Source organism: Leptotrichia wadei (assembly GCF_007990545.2).
GTDB classification, from domain to species: Bacteria; Fusobacteriota; Fusobacteriia; order Fusobacteriales; family Leptotrichiaceae; genus Leptotrichia; species Leptotrichia wadei.
This window is the reverse complement of sequence record NZ_AP019829.2, coordinates 582,910-602,353: the sequence shown is the minus strand read 5'-3', so window position 1 is coordinate 602,353 and position 19,444 is coordinate 582,910. Positions and strand designations below refer to the sequence as shown.

The following is a 19,444-nucleotide window of genomic DNA, read 5'->3' as shown; positions in this document are numbered from 1 at the left end:
AATTTTAAAGTTGCTTTACTATGGCTAAAAATAAGAATTATTTACTTTAAAAGAATAAAATAAAAAAATAATAAATAAGGATGGTGTAAAAATGAAAATATCTGACTTACTAATCAAAGATAGAATTAGTCTAGATGTAAAATCTACAACTAAAGTTGACATAATTAAAGAACTTGCCAGATTGCACGAAAAAACAGGTGTTCTGAATGATTATGACGGATATGTAGAGGCATTGATGGCTAGAGAAGCTCAAAGCTCAACTGGAATTGGTGAAGGAATCGCAATTCCACATGCTAAGACAAAATATGTAAAAAAACCTGCACTCGCAATGGGTAGAAAACCAGAAGGAATTGACTATGATTCATTAGATGGAGAACCTGCAACATTGTTCTTTATGATTGCCGCTCCAGATGGTGCAAATAACACTCATATTGAAACACTTGCAAGATTATCACAATTATTATTGGATGATGATTTCAAGGAAGCTCTTGAAAATGCAAAGACAGCTGATGAAGTACTGGAAATTATTAATAAAGCTGAAGCAGAAAAATTTGCAGAAGAAGAAAAGAAAGATGCTGTAACTGCACAAGCTCCAACTGATGAAAATGCTCCTTACATAATTGCAGCAACAGCCTGCCCGACAGGAATTGCCCATACTTATATGGCGGCAGAAGCACTAAAAAAAGCAGCTGATGAAATGGGAATAAACATAAAAGTTGAAACAAATGGTGCGGATGGCAGAAAAAATGTCTTGACTGATGAAGATATTAAAAAAGCTACTGGTGTAATTTTAGCAATTAACAGAAATATCGAAGTTGACAGATTTGACGGAAAACCGTTAATTCAAGTGGAAGCAAAAGAAGGAATTAACAATGCAAAAGCGTTAATTCAACAGGTTTTAGATGGAAAAGCTCCTATTTTCCATGCAAGCGGTTCAAAAACTGCAGATTCTTCTGAATCATCTTCATCTGAGAAAAAAGGACTTTACAAACACTTATTAAGTGGAGTTTCATATATGCTTCCGTTAGTAATAAGTGGAGGAATTTTGATAGCACTGGCATTTTTAGTTGATACATTGTCTGGTAATGGTGGAGCGGGAGCAGAATATGGTTCTAAAGCGCCATTAGCTAAAATGTTAAAAGATATTGGCGGACAGGCATTTGGATTGTTTGTTCCAGTATTAGCTGGATATATTGCTTACAGTATTAGTGAAAGAGCGGCATTGGCGGCAGGACTAGTTGCAGGAGCTATTGCAACAGCTGGTGGTTCTGGATTTATTGGTGCATTGCTTGGTGGATTTTTAGCTGGATATGTTGTACAAGGTTTAGTAAAAGCATTATCAGGTATGCCAAGATCTTTAAGCGGATTAAAAATGATATTATTGTATCCAGTTTTATCAGTATTAATCACAGGTGTAGCAATGGTACTTGTTATAAATCCATTTGCAGCAATAATTAACAACGGTTTAAATGCTTGGTTAAATGGAATGTCTGGTTCAAGCGCTGTTCTATTAGGTGCAGTTCTTGGTGGAATGATGGCTATTGATATGGGAGGCCCTGTAAATAAGGCAGCCTATGTATTTGGTTCTGGAACATTGGCAGCTACAATGACATCTGGTGGAAGTTTACCAATGGCAGCAGTTATGGCTGGTGGAATGGTTCCTCCAATCGCAATCGCATTAGCATCAACATTATTTAAAAATAAATTTACTGCACAAGAAAGAGAAGCTGGACTTACAAACTACATTATGGGATTCTCATTCATCACAGAAGGTGCAATCCCTTATGCAGCGGCAGATCCAACAAGAGTAATACCAGCAAGTGTCGTAGGTTCCGCAATCGCAGGAGCATTAACAGGACTATTTAATATAAAAATACCTGCTCCACATGGTGGAATCCTAGTAATGGCATTAAGTAACAACTTCTTCCTATATTTAGTAGCAGTTATAATTGGAAGTATTGTTTCGGCTATTGTTTTAGGAGCATTAAAACCTGCCATAAAAGAAGGATAAAATTTTAAATATATTTTAATTTAAAAACAAAATAAAAAACCGTCTTATTTGATTAATTCATTTAAAACGGTTTTTTTATAAATAAATTTTTAATATTACTTGAACTTATAAATAAATTCAAGAATTTCAGAATATCCTATACTAGAATCTGCTATTTTTAACCCCAATTCTGTAAGTTCATCATTAGAACAATTTAAACTAATTCCATTTAACTCAAGAAGAACCATCATAACATAAATTCCAATTCTCTTATTTCCATCTAAAAAAGCATGATTTTTAATAAAACTATAACATAATCTTGCAGCCTTTTCTTCTATTGTTGGATATTTTTCAACTCCAAAATAAGATTGATAAACATTATTTATTGAACTTTCAATTAAACCTTTGTCCCTAACTCCATCAATTCCTCCAAATTTTTCTACCAATTCAGAATGAAGTTTTAATATTTGCTTTTCAGATAAAAGAATCATTTTGCCAATTCCTCAAATGTTTTTTTGTATTTCTTTAAAATTTTAGATGAAACCATTTCCAATTCATTATCTTCCGCAAATTTTACTGGTTCTTTTTCAACTTCTTTTGCTAAATTGTAATCAACTAAAATATATTTTGGGGTATTATTTTTTAAAATGACAACAGATCCATTTGTATCTACCATTCTTGCCACTTTTGAAAAATTTTGATTAGCTTCCTTCATTGAAACTAAGTTGTCTAATTCTGCTTTCATATTGCTCACCTCTTATAAAGTATAATATCATAAATATAGGATAAATTCAACCTATTTTTTAAAAATATTATTTAACTTTAAAAAACTTCAATCTCAAAGCATTTCCCAAAACCGACACCGAACTAAACGACATTGCAAAAGCCGCAATCATCGGGTCTAACTTCGGTCCATTAAAAAATGCATAAAATATTCCAGCTGCAAAAGGAATTCCAAGTACGTTGTAAAAGAATGCCCAGAATAAATTTTCCTTTATATTTGTAATTGTTGCCTTGCTTAATGCAATCGCTCCAGCCACATCCCGCAAATCGTTTCTAATTAAAACAATATCAGCTGATTCTATAGCCACATCTGTTCCATTTCCTATTGCAATTCCTACATTTGCTTGGGCTAACGCTGGCGAATCGTTGATTCCATCTCCGACCATTGCGACAAATTCATCTTTTTCCTGAAGTTCCTTTATTTTTTGAGATTTTTGATAAGGCAGAACTTCTGAAATTACATCATCAATTCCCACTTGCTTTGCGATAAATTCTGCAGTTTTTTCATTATCTCCTGTAAGCATTATTGTTTTAATTCCCATTTTTTTCAATTTTTCAATGGCTTCTTTGCTTGTTTCCTTAATAACATCGGCAACTGCAACAATTCCTGCCAATTCATTGTCAATCGAAATATACATTGGAGTTTTTCCTTCATTTGATAAAATATTATAGTCCTTTTGAGAAATTTTCACATCAATTTTTTTATTTTCCATTAATTTTTTATTTCCAATTTGAATTTCCTTGCCTTCAAAAGTCGCACGAATCCCATAACCTGGCATTGCCCTAAATTTTTCATAAGGCTTAATTTCAACATTTTTCCCCTTTGCCTCATTTACAATTGCCTCTGCCAGCGGATGTTCAGAATCATTTTCCACACTTGCGGCAATTTTTAAAAGTTCATCTTCCTTGTAATTTCCATAAGCAATCAAATCAGTTAATACAGGCTTTCCTTTAGTAATTGTTCCTGTTTTATCAAATACAATTGTTTTAATTTTATATGTTGTTTCAAGAGCTTCTCCACTTTTAATAAGAATCCCGTTTTCAGCACCTTTTCCAGTTCCAACCATTATTGATGTCGGAGTCGCAAGTCCCAATGCACACGGACATGCAATTACAAGTACGGCGATAAAAAACGACAATGCAGTAACTAATCCGCTTCCGCTCACAAACCAGGCAACTCCTGTAATTATCGCAATTCCAATAACAATCGGCACAAAATACGCCGCCACAACATCAGCCATTCGTGAAATTGGAGCTTTCGACCCTTGCGCTTCCTCAACTAGCTTTATAATTTGTGATAAGACTGTATTTTTCCCAATTTCAGTTGCTTCAAATCTAATACTCCCATTTTTATTAATACTTCCTCCAACAACTTTATCCCCAACTTTTTTACTAACAGGTAAACTTTCCCCAGTCAACATTGATTCATCCACAGAAGTTGCACCTTCCACAATTTTCCCATCAACTGCAATTTTTTCTCCAGGCTTTACAATCACAATATCTCCAACCTTCAGATTTTCAATTAAAATCTCCTTTTCCACACCATTTTCAATAATTTTAGCTTTTTTAGGCTGAAGTCCGATAAGTTTTTTTATTGCCGATGAAGTTTGCCCTTTTGTCTTTGCTTCTAGCAACTTTCCAAACAAAATTAACGTAATAATTACACCAGCCGATTCATAATACAAATCCATGTGCGCTTCAGGATCCACAGTAACAATTCTATATGTTGCATAAATTCCATAAAGTATCGCCGCTGTCGCTCCAATTGCAATTAACGAATCCATTGTTGGTGATTTTCTTACCAAATTTTTAAAACCATGCGAAAAAAAATCTCTCCCAGCATAAATGATTGGCAAAGTCAGCACAAATTGTGCCAATGCAAAATTAAGCGCATTTACCTTAGGATTCAAAAACTCAGGAAGCGCCGCCCCAAGCATGTGTCCCATCGAAATATACAAAAGTGGAACAACAAATACAATCGCCAAAATCAATCGTTTTTTCAAACTCGCTATTTTTTCCTGATAAAGTTCAACTTTCCTGTCCTCAGTCATATTTTCAACTAGCCCATACCCAGCCGATTCCACTATTTTCCTAATCTTATCAAAATCATACTTCCTTTCATCATACTCAACATTCAATTTTTCAGTTGCAATATTAACCGAAGCATTAATATCCTCATTCTTGTTAAGTGCCTTCTCCACAGCATTAGCACAAGCCGCACAGCTCATCCCAGTTACTGTATAAATTTTTTCTGCCATATTTTTTTCCTCCTCTTAAACTTTACTATCAAAAATATTACTGTTTCTTAATTTTTAATAATTTACTTTTACAATTACTTAAAAAATTTATAAATTTAACAGATTAATTTTTTTTATATTTTCAAACATGCCTATGCCCATTATGCTCACAATTACACTGCCCTTTCACACAGTCACACAAAACCTCCTCCACAGCCGTCTTCCTCTTTTCCTCCACAGCCTTCAAAATCAGCTCCAAGTCATCAAAACTAAGTTCACTGTTCTCAATAACCTTCCCAATCATTTCCCCAACCTTCGTTTTACAAATCTTATTAAAAGTCCCCAATATATAACTATTAGCCACTTCCTTTTCTGTAAAATCCGTCGAATAAATATACTTATTCCCTATTTCCCTCTTTTTCAAAACGCCCTTTTCCAGCAACCGATTCAACAAAGTCTTTATCGTAGCCTGCTTCCAATTCATCTTTTCACAAAGCACCTCTGCCACAAACCTGCTCGTCACTTCATTATTTGCCCAAACAACACGCATCACTTCCCATTCTGCATCAGTTATATACCACTTCTGATCAATTCTGCTACTTTCTTTCATAATCTCTACCTCGTCTAAAATGTTTACATTTGTAATCTTTTATGTTATAAGTTTACAATAGTAATCGTTTTTTGTCAAGTATTTTTTCTATATTATATAAAAAAATTTATGATATGACGATATATTCGACAACCTAATTCTTTTTATCTCTATAAGAGGTCAAGACCCTTGCTTCAGATTATTTATTTTGTTAAATTCTGAGTTTGCATAACTATCGGACAGATTCAGTAATTGTGCAAGAAAAACAAAACAACCTCAGCAATAAAAAAATAGTAAACATCAAGTCCTTAATGTTTCTAGTCTTTTTTGGTTATTAATAATTTTTTACCATTTCACTAAAATTTATTTAAAAATAACCATCAAAAATATTTAATATTTAATATAAATATTATATAAATTATATTAGAAATATTTTTTTTAAAACTTATTATTTTAAATAAAATATTAAATTTTACTTCAAAATAGTCCTCTATGGCCCCCCTTAAGGACTCCACCCCTTCCATCCCTCATTTCTACTGGAATTTGCTGGACTTTGTTGAGGGTGTTTGAAAGGTTTTTGGAAAAATAAGGCTATTTCGATACTTTTTAGGCATTTCGCGGGAATATTTTTTCTTGGAAGTTGTGAAAGCCTAAATCAAAAAAACAGGCGGCTGTGAAAGCTGGAAAATTAATCAGCAAGCGCTGCATTAATTGGAACTGACGGCTTTTGCGGATGGCTATAAATTTACAAATTTTAGGAGGAAACAATGAGTAATAATTTGCGACAAATTGTAAGAGATTTGCGATCGTTTGTAAAAAGATGTAAAGACGTGCATTATTCTGACAGCCTGCTTATCTCTTTCCTGATAACAGGGCTTTTAACAATTGCGCCAAAGCTTCATGCTGACGTGGCAGACGTGGCAAGCGAACAGCAGGAAGTGACAGCACAGACATACGATGCCATAACAGATCTGCGGCAATCATTCATGCGTGCAAGAAAAGAGAACGAAAAATCATTAAAGGGAGCTCAAAGCGAACTTGTTCAGCTGTTAAGACAAGGGGACCAAGTAATCAAGAGCCCATGGTCATCATTCCAGTTCGGGACAGGATATATGAACAACGACTGGGGTACAACATATAGAGGTAGGGGAGGAAAATTCCTTGAATACTACAAGAGAGACAATGACCTTACCAAGTATGTGTTTGACCCTACTAAGCATTTATATGGGGCAACTAACCTGAATATACCTCGTAACAAGGAGCCGAATTCATTGACAATCAATCCGGCTAATATACATGAGCCTTATAAGCCTTATGTGCCTGAAAGATTGGATAATGTGAATATGCCAGTTAATCCTACATTCGATCCAACTGTATATAGTCCTAATATAGTAAATACTACTGTTACTGCACGAAATGCATTTGGTAGAACCCCTCGAGCTAATACTAATACTATTGGTGGTACTAGTGGAAGTTGGAGTAATGATTCTACCTTTACTTATGGTACTAGTAATTTATATAGAGCCTGGAATGGTTGGTCTGCGAATACTATGAATACATATAACCAAAGAAATGGTACTAACAATACTTTAGCCTCAACAACACTAGGGGGTGCAAGCTCTACAAGTGAAGGAGATATGACAATCGGTGGTAATTTCAGTGGAACGACTTCTGTAGGTCATGCAACTGGTACTTCGACTTGGTGGTGGGATCCATCAAGAACTTGGTCTGCAACTGTAAGATATCAAAACCTAAGCAGTCCTGCACCAGGTAGTGGAACAACTGAATCATATACGCCAAACGGTGGAACTGCTGGATATGATGGTATTACTTCAGCTTATCCAGGTTCTGGTTATTGGTGGTACAATTATTGGGGATATGGTGGACATTCTTCTTACCAACAATCTTTGATTCGTAATTATCATACATCTAATCCAAATGCGGAGATAGGAGGTTCTAGAGTTACTTATCAGAATATTCTTGATAGTACACCTACTGGTGTTGGAACACCACCTTATTCTTCCTATACTGTTACATTAGGAGGAGTAACAGCAACTGGTGCTACTGAAGCAATAGCTAGACAAAATTTGTTTTATCAATTAGTTGATGCTCAATATAATAACAGTTCAAACGGTTGGTCTAACTGGTATACCGTATACAGGGAAGCTTGGACACCAGGTGGAAGTGGTGATGCAGATAGGGATGTCTTAATTTCAAATACAGGACAAACAGTTACATTGCAAAACTTTAATGCACATGTTTTAGGAACTAATGATGCTTTTGCTCAAATACAAGGTGGTAAATATAGTGTAAATAACGTAGAAGTAGATTTAAATGGAACTGGAAAACAAGCAGCGTTTGTTATAGATACAAATACGAACACTAAAAGTGAGATTGCTTTTGGTACTAGTGGTGGAAGTGAAAAGAATAAAATTTATGATAACGGTGTAGGTTTAGATGGAGAAGTTATTTTTAACTTCCAAAATGGAAATGTAGCATATAATAGTGAGGTTGAAATCAAAGGAACAGTTGATATAGATCTTAAAGGAAATAATAGCAATGTATCAGTATATCGTGTTAATAACTATATCGGAAAATTACAATTAGCTAATGGAGATAGTGGTAATAGCCATGGAACACTTGGTGCAGATAATCTTCAAACTAGTGATGGTTCTACTACGGGTAAAGGTAGAATTTGGGTTAATGGTAACGATAATGTTGTTTATGATGGACAAGGATTTGTAAATGATGATACAAGTAAACTTACTTTGAGCGATGTACAAATGAAAGGTAACAACAATGTTATGGTTGCTTTGAAAAAACCAGACGGTAATGCTAGCGGTAATGCTCAAGTTGGGGCTTTTGCAGGTAAAATTTATATTCAAGGAGCTATGTTTGGGGATAATAATGTTGTTGTAGATGCTGCTTCTGGACAAGGTAGTGGAATTGGTAAGCAACATATCTCTTCAGCACTTAGTGGGACTTTGGATAATGTTAAAGTTGAGAAACTAAACGTTGGATTTGGTATTCAAAATGGTGGTAATACACCTAGTAGAAATAATACTTTGATTAAAGCAACTAATGGAACAACAGTTGAAGTTACTGGTAAAAATACTGTTATAAGTGATTCAGTTTATTGGAATGCAGGTGCTGTTAAAAGAGATTATGACGACATGTACTTAAATTCTGTTGCTGAACACACTATTGTTGGTTATGCTGATGGTGTTATACAAAATACCGGATATGCTCAAAGTACCACATCAGCTGTAAAACCTTCAAGAATTGAATTCAAGAGTCCAGTGGATATGGCTGGTAAGGCAAGTGACAATAATCCAGATTTAGGAAGTATAGCTTACTTTGCTATAAATTCTGGAAGTATAGATGCTAAATCTACTAGAGCTGCCGCACCTCAGTCTATAATTGCATATGCTAATGGTGCAAATGCCCTTGCTTCTATCAACACTCCACAAATTAAAATTGAGGGAGATATTAATGCTACTGATTATTTAGTTTTAAACACAAGCAACGGTAAATATGGTAGCGGTAGTGCAAGTGCAAGACCTCATACATATCAAAATATAGGTGCTTATGCTGAAAATGGTGGTACTATTAAAGTTGTTGGTGCGAATGCTTCAGCAGATGTTACTGATTATGCAAACAATAAATCATTGATTTATGGTATTGGAGCTGTAGCAACTGGACCAAATTCTAATATTGAAATGGAAAAAGTTTCTGTTGTAAGTGGTGCTAGTGGAGCTTTATATGCTACTAATGGTGGTTCTATTAAATATGAAGGAGGTAATATTTTACATCAAAATAATAAGTCTCCAAATGGAAATGGGGATATTACCTTAGCTACTTCTAATGCTACATTTTCTGGAACTAGAAAAGGTATGGCTCCTAGTTATACAGGTGAGAATGACCATGCCAATATAAGTCCGTTTTATGTTCACAGAACAGGAATTAATGATACAGCTAGTATAGATTTTGGTACTTCTACTGTTACTAATATAGATATGTATGACGGAATCTTATTAAGCGGTAATAAATATAATGGAAGCTTTGCTAGTGCAGGAAATATTATTGCTGGTGGGGATTCAATTGCTAGAGAATGGGATTATGCAGGAAGTAATTCAGAAGCAAATGTTAAAACTAATGCAAAATACAAAGGTATGGATAAAGTAACAGCAAATATCCTTAGTGATAACGTAACAATCGGAGTTATTAACCAGCCAAAAAATGAAATTAACTGGAACAGTGATAAAAGCTGGGGAGCAGGTACTGGTGCAGCAACTGGTAATTTCTTAAGTGGAATTGGTGAATATGCAGGTGGAATGAAAATTAAAAATGGTACAAGTGCAAGTGATTCATATAAACTTGATGTTACTATAATTAACGGTAAAGTAAAAATAGGGGAAGATGTTAATTTAGAAAACAAAGAAGAAACAAGAACAGCAACTACTCCTCCAACTAAGAATGATCCATTTAATGATATAAAAATGGAAAGTACTTTTGTAACAATTGATACTAATAAAAAAGTAGAAGGTGATGTAAGAGGTACAAATAGAGATTTAAAAGATGCTAAAGGAAATACAAACTATCAATTACAAAATGTGGGACTTAGCATGGCAAATAGCCTATTTAGATGGAATGATGTGTATGGTAATGATACAACATGGAGAAAAACTAAAAATTCTGAATCAGGATTTGTAAATAAAGGAACTGTTGATATAACTGGAGGTTCTAAAGATCAGGCTGTAACTGCATTAAATGTATCTTATGGAACTATTCAGAATGAAAAAGATGTAAAAGTTGATCATGGAAACGCTTTAGTTGGAACTGACAACAGTATTCTTACTAATACAAAAGATGCAACTATCGAAGTTTCTGGTAAATATACAAAACCAACTGGTTTAACAGCAAATTCATTAAATATAAACAGTACTACTGAATCTACTCCTAGTGGAGCAAACTACGGTATAGTTGGAATTTCAAGAAAAGACACAACTAATTATCTTAACAGCTACACAATAGATGGATCAATTGTTGATACTGATGCAACTGCTATTACGTCTGAAGGTAAAATTAAAGTTGATGGTGGAGAATCTAATAATGGATCTGTAACTGCAACTGGTATTTTTGCTAAAAATGTTAATGCAAAACAAAATAATGTAACTATCAGCTATGATGATACTCAAATTGGTAATACTGCAGGAATAGAAGTACAAGCTAGCGGTTCACCTTCAAGCAGTAGAGGAGTAGGTATAGCATTAGTTAATGAAAATTCAAACGGTAACGGTGGACTAATTACATTAAAAGGATTTGGTGGAAGCCTTGGATCAGATGCAAGTGGTAGTAACGATATTGTAACTAAAGAAAATGGTATTGGTATTTATGCTGAAAATGCGAAAATTCAGTTAAATTCTGATAAGTTCACAGTTACAACTAGAGATGATGGTGTTGGAATTTGGGTAACTGATAATTCTGAAATTGCTACAGGTGCTAATCATAATAAAACTTTCCAATATAACTATTTTGGAAAAAATAATAAAAATGGATTTGCAATGGCATTTGGTGGAAGAAATACAGGAATTACACATGCATCAAATGACTTAGATATTAAATTCTCTAACCATGCTACAAGTCCAGTAGACTTGGCTTACGAACAAGCCAAATCTAAAGTGGCTGCTGTTAATGGTGGAACTTACAAAGGAATCGCAGGTATCTTGGTAAACACTAACGATGGTGCAGATACTGTAACTAACAGAGGTAATATTGAAGAAGATTCATCATCTAAGACTAATGTAAGAGCTTACGGTGCTGTAGTAAATAAGGGAACATTCGTAAACTTTGGTAAGATTAAGCTTAACGACTCGCTAGATGCACAGGCTAGCACGCTAACTTCTGAAGACATGAAGAAAGTTAATGTGGGAATCTTTGCAAACTCTACTAATAAGCTTGATACAACTATCACAAACCGTGGAGATATTACAATTGGAGATTCTACAAACAACAAGAACATAGGAAGCTGGGCTATTTACGGATATAATGTAAATACTGACAGCAAGGAAGATGGAACTAAATCTAAGATTACAATTAACAGAAACAACTACGGTATCTATTCCGGTGACGGAAATGTCAACATTAAGAATACTAAATTGCTAGTTGGTAACGATACAGTTCTAGGGCATGTTCAGACTACATCAGGAGTTTCAACAGCGCCAGGAGCTTACCCTATTAACAGACAGACTGCTTATGCAAATGCAAACGACTTGTTATCTGGACTGGACAAGCCAAGAGAGCTTGACTCTGCAATTGGGGTATATATTGACAAGGGAAGCGTTGCAAGAAACATTAATGTAAGCGCTGACATGGACATTGACAGATTCTCTTACGGTATTGTCATGGCTGAAAAGAATGGAGGACCTGCAACAAACGTAACAATTGGTGATGGTGCCTACACTCTTGACGCAAGCGGAAAGGTTAGTTCATTGACAGCGACAGATGCTCCGACAGTTGTACTGGCTTCCAACAGAACTGCAGGAGGACAGGTCAAGTCAACAGCCCCATCAAACCCTAAAGTTCCAGAAGAAACTAAGGAGCAGGGAAATGCAGTGTACTACTATTCAGCAGACACAGCATCAAGAGGTAAGTCATGGGCAAACGTAACAATGAACGGGGATTACAACACAGCCTACTATACTAAAGGTTCAATGGACAACTTCGGAACAATTGACCTGAGATCTAAATACGATGTTGACAACAACAACACAGCAAGAGGGTACGGAAACGTAGGTATCTTCTCGGCAAATACAAGCGCTCCGTCAACAAACTACGGAACAATCACTACAGGTATGTCTGACACTGTAAACATGGAATACTCGGCAGCGATGGCGGCAGGTAGAAACCACTACAAGACAGATGGAAACTTTGACAAGACGACAGAAGAAGGATACATTGTAAACAGGGGAAATATTATCGTCAAGGAAAAAGAAGGTATCGGTATGTTCGCAACTGGTGCAGGGTCTAAGGCAGTAAACTACGGTAATATCCGTCTTGAAGGAGAAAGCGCAATTGGTATGTACCTAGACAGAGGAGCAATTGGGGAAAACTATGGAGAAATCGAAGGTAACGCCCAAAGCTTGAAAGGGGTAGTGGCAATTAATGGAGGTTACATTAAGAACTACGGACATATTAATGTAACAGGATCGGGATCTTACGGAATCGTAACAGACGGATCAAGATTCATCGTAGACGCAAACGGAAACCCAACAGAAGTGCTTAAATCAACAGATTCAAGATATACTTCATCATCTGCCGTGACAGCAGGGCAAACTAATGGAAATGGCGGAACAGACCTTTACGGAGGAAAAGAAAGCTCAATTGAGGAAGGGACAAGCGGAAATCCTAAGACAACAGGTGTCGGAACAACTATAACAGCTCCAGACATCGTGCCTATAACTAAGGTAAGTGTTGACGGAATCGACACGCCAATCTTTGATGTTGAAAGTGATGCGGCAAATCCTGGAGACTGGGCTAAGAACATAACAGTAAGCAGCAGCATTCAAACTGGAGGAACAAGAATAATTGACCTTTCAGTTAAGAATGAATGGGGTAATCCAGTATGGGAACACGCATACAAAGACCCATTGTCAGAAGTAACGTCAATCGGAATGTATGTTGACACGTCAGGAGTCAGATACACTAACCCAATTGACGGAATCCAAAACTTGCCTAAACTAGGAAAAGTTGACTTGTACTTCGGACCGGAAGCTACACTGTATACAAACTCTAAGGCAATCAGAATTGGGGATAAGGTTGATGTAAACGGAAACGTAACTAAGAGCAACATCCTAAAACCATTTAACGATGCATTGTCAAGACTGCCTGGAGGAGCAAAAGTGAACGTTCTTTCTGCAAGCTTGACTTGGCAAGTATTAGCAAAACTTGACTCTAACAACCAGTTGTCAGAAATTTACATGAGTAAAGTTCCTTATCATTCATTCGCATATGATAATGACAAGTCTCTAGTAAACTTCACAAACAACTTGGACAACATTTATGAAATCGCAAGACAGGAAAGCGCTGAAAAAGTTATCTTCAACAAGCTGAACAGCTTAGGTAACGGAGAAGGGCATATATTGGCTCAAGCATTTGACCAAATGAGAGGTCACATTTATGGTGGAGTTCAACAAAGAATCAAGTCTACATCAGATATTCTAGGTGGAGAAATCAGCAGCTTGAGAAGTGAAAGAAACGTTTCCAAGGATTCTAACAAGTTCAAGGCATTTGGACAAAGAAACGAATTCAAGACAGATACAGCAGGAATGCCAGACTGGTACAGCAATGCAGGAGGATTTGCGTTTGTTCATGAAGATGAGACTGTAAGACTTGGACAGTCATCAGGATGGTCAGCAGGTGTAGTAAACAACTACTTCACATTCAAGGATCTATCTAAATCATATGAAAACCAGGCAATGGCAAAAGTTGGAGTGTTCAAGTCAATCCCGCTTGACGCAAACGGAACATTCATACTTAGCCTAGGTGGAGATGGATTCTTTGGAAGAAATGACATGAAACGTAGATTCTGGGTAGTGGATCAACAGTTCAGAGCGAAAGCAAGCTACTACTCTTACGGTGCAGGGCTTAATGCAGGGCTTGAAAAATCATTTGTAGTAAATGACGGATTCAGCATAGTTCCAAATTTAGGAATCAGAGCGGAATACGGAAGATTCTCGTCAATCCATGAAAAAGGTGACATGGCATTGAACGTCAAGAGCGACGACTACGTTTCAGTTAAGCCAAGCGTAGGAATTGACTTCAGATACAATCAGGAAGTATTCAAGAATTCAAACTTGACAGCAAGCTTAGGATTTGCGTATGAAAACGAAATTGGAAAACTATACGATGTTGAAAATGAAGCAAGAATAGTAGGAGCATGGACAGACTACTTTGGAATCAGAGGAGACAAGGAAGACAAGAGAGGAAACTTCAAGTCAGACTTGAAACTGGGACTGGACAACGGAAGATTCGGATTCAACGTAAACACAGGATACGACTCAAAAGGACACAACTTCAGAGCAGGATTAGGATTGAAAGTATTATACTAATAAATTCTAGGAATGAGGGAAACATGCTAGACAAAATGGGAGGAGGGCTGCCAGTAATGGCGGCTCTTCTTTTTTGTAAGGAAATCAAAAAAAGAGCAGCTAGTAAACTGCTCTTGTTATTTTTTTTCAATTTAAAAGTATATTGATTTTATTATTATTGCTAAAAATAAGAAATTTTGACTAATTTTCCACAAAAAGCAACTCCAACTAAAGTAACATCTTCAATTCCCCTGTTTTTCAAAGCAACATCATATTTTTTTTTAATAATTTGATTGACAGCCTCCTTTGAAACCTTTTCAAGACTATTTTCATCTTTAGTAACCTTAAATTCCAGTATAAATCCCCTAGTATTCTTATTTTTAGGCTCTATCATCAAATCATATCTTCCAAGCCCGGATTCTTCGTTAGACTTCACGTAATAATGATTATCCAAATAAAACATCATTCCTAAAACTAACCCATGATAAAAATCCTCATTTTTAGTGTCATTATAGCTAGTCGACTTCAGCAAAATATTTTGTAAATATTTCTCAAAATAATTAAATTTCAACCTTTTAAGTGATTCCATCGCTTTCCTAAATAAACTTTCCCCAAAATTCACTTCAATAAACTTCTGCCTAAAAAATTCCCTGACTTCCCGATTAGGTAATCTCAAAGAATAAACATTCTCGTAATCCTCTCCAATTTTCTCATCAATCGTCAAATATCCACTAAACAAAAGCAGTTCCCAAATTTTCTCCTGCCCAAGCAATACAGACAAATCAGAGTTTCCATTAATATTTTCTTCTACACTTTCTCCTGAAAATAACTGTTCCAAAGTTTCCGTTGTTTCTGTATCTGCATTTTTTAAAATATCATTAATAAGAAAATTTCCAGAAGTTTCAACCCAATAAGGAGCTAATTTTTTAAATTGTAAGAACTTCAAAATACTCCATGGATTATAAACATCAGAATTTCCAAACTTATAGCCATTATACCAAGATTTTACATCAGAAAGTTTAAACTCAATTTCAAAATCTTTAAGAACTTTTTCAACTTCTGCTTCTGTAAATCCAAAAAAATCAGAATAATGTTCATTTAAAATCGAATAAATGCTAAGATTATTTAAATCTGAAAAAATACCAGCCTTTATAACTCTTATAATTCCAGTCATAATCCCCATTTTTAAATACTGATTAGTTTTTAATGCCTCTCCGTAAAAGATCTTAAAAAATATAACTGCTTTGTCATAATAGTGATATTCATAAGCTGAAATTAAAGGGCTGTCATATTCATCAATTAAAAGAACAACCTCTTTATTGTAATATTTGTATAAATAAGCTGTCAAATACTTTAGAGAATTTTCATAATCACCATCATCTTTTTTGAACCATATTTTATCAAAATTTTTCAGTTCAGCTTCATTTAATGAATTTCTTACATATTCAAATTCATTATAAAGATTTGATATTAGGGATTTAATGGCATTTAAGAAATTTTCCCAGCTGTCAGCCTTAATCCCCTTCAGTGAAATAAAAACAGCTGGATGTTGTCCTTGCTCTGAAAAATGTTTAGATTTCTTAATATCTAAGCCATTAAATAATTTTTTATTTTCTTTAGCATTATGAATATCGAAAAAATACTTTAATGTTGACATATTTAAAGTTTTTCCAAATCTCCTTGGACGTATGAAAAGTTTTACTTTAGAACCATCATCTAAAATGTTAGCAATAAATTTAGTTTTATCAATATAATAGCAATTATTATTTATAATTTCTTTAAAATCTTCAATACCAACAGGAATTTTCTTCATTTTATCTCCTTTAAAATAAATAGTTAATCAAAATAGAATTTTAACAATGTACGTAAATTTCCCTTATGCCCTTTGATTTTTTATTTTTTACTTCCATACACCCTAATGAATGTGTAAAAAATGCTCCACAGTCAATATCATAAATTTTATTAGACTTTTTAGATATTTTTCCATTCATATTTGGTGTATGACCAAAATATATATTTTTATTTTTATATTCTTCAAGAATATTTTTCTTATCCATCCAAAACTCTTCTCGTGTCCAAAGCACATTTTCCCTTTCCTGATTTTCCAAATCCTTGCTTAAATCTAGCCCTGCATGAACAAAAATATTCTCATTTCCGTAAACTATGAGCGGACAATCCTTTAACCATTTTATCAGCCATTTTACTTCAGCATAAAAATTTTCCTTATGCCATTTCTCTATATTTTTCTTTTCAAAATATTTAGAATTTTTATAAATCGAATACTCTGTTTCATAATTCAACGGATAATCATTTTCAAAATTCTCCAGAAGCATATCTTCATGATTTCCCAAGATAAACTTCAGATTATATCCAAGTTTTATCATTTTCATGCATTTCATATAAATTTCATAAGATTTTTTTCCTCTATCACAAATATCTCCTAAAATTAAAAGTAAATCTTCTCTTTTTAGATTAATCTTTTCAAGTAATTTTAAAAATAAATCATATTGACCATGAAGATCAGAAATTGCAAATATTCTATCATAATTATTTTCATCTATTCTTTCAACCTTAACTCTGTTTTCCATAGGAATCGCACTTCTTTCATTATATTTAAAATTTTTTTAAAAGGCTCCAAATCCGTTTACTTCCATAAATCTGAATAACATGTCATTCATAAATTTTTCATTTTTTTGTGTATCGTAGGGTAATGTAAAGTCACCATCTCTGTTTGTCCATAATCTGTCATAATAGTCTAAAATATCTTTGGAAACTTTCTGGTCGTAAGCTGACATTATTTTCAATTCATTTTCTAAATTATAGTTTCTCATATTTCTTCTTGTAAAGTTTGTAGAGCCTCCGTAAGTTATTAGATAATTCTTTTTCAGAATTGACATCATTTTTACATGGTACATTTCTTCACCTTTGTTATAAAATTTGACATCTATGTCATAGTTATGTTTTCTTGCATATTTCATTAATTCTCCAGCCGCCGCTTTATTTGGCAATCCGGCATCTGAATTATTTAATATTATCTCAAATTTTACTCCACGTTTTGCCGCCTTTCTAATGTCATTTATTATTCCTCTATCAGCAAGGAAAAATTGAGCAATGATAACTTTTTCTCCAAATTGTGTATTTTTTAACTCTTCTGAAATATCTTTAGCTGTTGCATCATTTGTAAAATATTGTATTTTCAGCTTGTCATTTGAAGAAAACGGAATTTTGCTAAAATCCTTATTTGGAAGCCTTCTTTTTAAACTTCCATCTTTTTTAGTAATTCTTGCAACTGGCTTTTCAGCATCGTAAATTTCCTTTAAGATTGGTGCTGAAAACTTAAATGCTATATTTGAATGTTTTGAACCTTCAGCATGTGGATTGGCTGATGTCAGCATTGCAGTATTTTCATTCATAATTAGTTTTCTGTGATCCGCTTTTGCATTTAATGCTCTCAAAATGCTACGGATTGTAACTTTATCAGTTCCTTCGTAAATTGGATTTTTTATTTTTCCACGATTTTTTGGATTTCCGAAAGGCTGTATAAATAGTCGCCATGGTGCAGAATAAACAAGCATTGGATCTCTCAGCTTCATTAAATCAACATATCCAATTTTTACTCCAGCCTGTTCCAATTTTTTATGCATCTTATTGTCGTAAGCCCCGTAAAATGTATTGCTTTCATCAAGTATCAGATAAATTTCCACATTTGGATCTTTTTTCCGCTTTTCCAGTATCTTTTCTGTAAATTCCTCTGCAAGCGGTAATGGATGTAATTTTTCTTCAACACCCTTTCCAACAAAATCATTAAATACAAAAATATCCATCAGAAAAAAATCCTGTGCTTCATCTAAAATCTTATAAGCCTGTTCCCAGATCTGTCTTTCATAATGCGTTTCCCCATCTTTCTTATAAGTCAAATCATAGTAAAAATCCACATCATCCGCATTATAAACCTGACTTTTCATTGAAAGCCCCTCTGAAAGCGGAGTACAAGAAAAAGTTCCCAATAATAAAAACACAAATATAAAAATAATTTTTTTGCTCAAAATAAATTCTCCTTTAATATTTTTTCATAGACGTATTTAATAATCTATAATTTATAAATTATTATTACCTTTTTCTAATTATAACAGTTTTAAAAAGTTTTTTCCATAAAAATAAAAAATAAAATTTCAGTAATTGACATTTTTGTAAAATATGTTATAATAAATATGTAAAAAACCTTTAGGGGGGAAACTTTGTAGAATAATAAAAAAAATGTGCTACAAATTAGGCTGGATTTTTCCAGTCTTTTTTGTTATAATACTTAGGTGAGTTTTAGCACAATTCACAAAAAATTCTACAAAGAAGGTAGTGAGATGGTAGATTTCATTGCGATATTTATTCTATTTGTAATTATTTTTTACAGCTTGAATAGATAGAGAATGAATTTCACCTCTGCTCCTCAACCCTTAGGGGTCTGAATTTAATATTTGACATTTTTGTAAAATATGTTATAATAAATTTGTATAAAATCTCTAAGGGGAACTCATATACAAATAAAAAAAATATGCTACAAATTAGACTGGATTTTTCCGGTCTTTTTTGTTATAATAATTAAGTGAATTTTGGCATGATTCACGAAACGTTATATAAAGGAGGTAGTGAGATGGTAGATTTCATTGCGATATTTATTCTGTTTGTAATTGTTTATTACAGCTTGAATAGATAGAGAATGAATTTCACCTCTGCTCCTCAACCCTTAGGGGTCTGAAGA

Annotated in this window: 9 protein-coding genes; 2 read left to right on the top strand and 7 right to left on the bottom strand. The window is 34.1% G+C overall.

The window, feature by feature from the left end:
• Positions 1–91: 91 nt before the first annotated feature.
• A complete protein-coding gene (locus FVE73_RS02850; protein ID WP_018499155.1) occupies positions 92–2,011 on the top strand; it encodes a PTS fructose transporter subunit IIABC in 1,920 nt (639 codons plus the stop codon).
• Between the two features lie 95 nt (positions 2,012–2,106).
• On the opposite strand, the gene FVE73_RS02845 is transcribed toward FVE73_RS02850, so the two are convergent.
• The 4 genes from FVE73_RS02845 to FVE73_RS02830 form a co-directional block, all read right to left on the bottom strand.
• On the bottom strand, positions 2,107–2,481 hold the full coding sequence (locus FVE73_RS02845) for a type II toxin-antitoxin system death-on-curing family toxin (protein ID WP_010125713.1): 375 nt from the start codon (positions 2,479–2,481) through the stop codon (positions 2,107–2,109).
• Entirely contained in the window at positions 2,478–2,735 is a 258-nt protein-coding gene (locus FVE73_RS02840; protein ID WP_018499154.1) for a type II toxin-antitoxin system Phd/YefM family antitoxin, read from the bottom strand. Before FVE73_RS02840 ends, FVE73_RS02845 begins: the two co-directional genes overlap by 4 nt.
• 67 nt (positions 2,736–2,802) lie before the next feature.
• On the bottom strand, positions 2,803–5,031 hold the full coding sequence (locus FVE73_RS02835; RefSeq protein WP_018499153.1) for a heavy metal translocating P-type ATPase: 2,229 nt from the start codon (positions 5,029–5,031) through the stop codon (positions 2,803–2,805).
• 121 nt (positions 5,032–5,152) lie between these two features.
• Positions 5,153–5,620 carry a CopY/TcrY family copper transport repressor gene (locus FVE73_RS02830; RefSeq protein ID WP_018499152.1) on the bottom strand — a complete coding sequence of 156 codons (468 nt, stop codon included), beginning with the start codon at positions 5,618–5,620 and terminating at the stop codon, positions 5,153–5,155.
• Between the two features lie 746 nt (positions 5,621–6,366).
• On the opposite strand from FVE73_RS02830, the gene FVE73_RS02825 reads away from it, so the two are divergent.
• Positions 6,367–14,709, top strand: a complete 8,343-nt coding sequence (locus tag FVE73_RS02825) for an autotransporter-associated N-terminal domain-containing protein (RefSeq protein WP_146997827.1) — start codon at positions 6,367–6,369, stop codon at positions 14,707–14,709.
• A 160-nt stretch (positions 14,710–14,869) separates the two neighbouring features.
• On the opposite strand, the gene FVE73_RS02820 is transcribed toward FVE73_RS02825, so the two are convergent.
• From FVE73_RS02820 to FVE73_RS02810, 3 genes are read right to left on the bottom strand one after another with little or no spacing between them, the layout of a single operon-like run.
• Entirely contained in the window at positions 14,870–16,501 is a 1,632-nt protein-coding gene (locus tag FVE73_RS02820) for an AAA family ATPase (RefSeq protein WP_018499449.1), read from the bottom strand.
• A gap of 40 nt (positions 16,502–16,541) precedes the next feature.
• Complete coding sequence (locus FVE73_RS02815; RefSeq protein ID WP_018499448.1) at positions 16,542–17,276, bottom strand: metallophosphoesterase family protein; 735 nt, start codon at positions 17,274–17,276, stop codon at positions 16,542–16,544.
• Between the two features lie 36 nt (positions 17,277–17,312).
• Positions 17,313–18,734 (bottom strand): phospholipase D-like domain-containing protein, encoded by a 1,422-nt coding sequence (locus FVE73_RS02810; protein ID WP_018499447.1) that lies wholly within the window; start codon positions 18,732–18,734, stop codon positions 17,313–17,315.
• Positions 18,735–19,444: the final 710 nt, after the last annotated feature.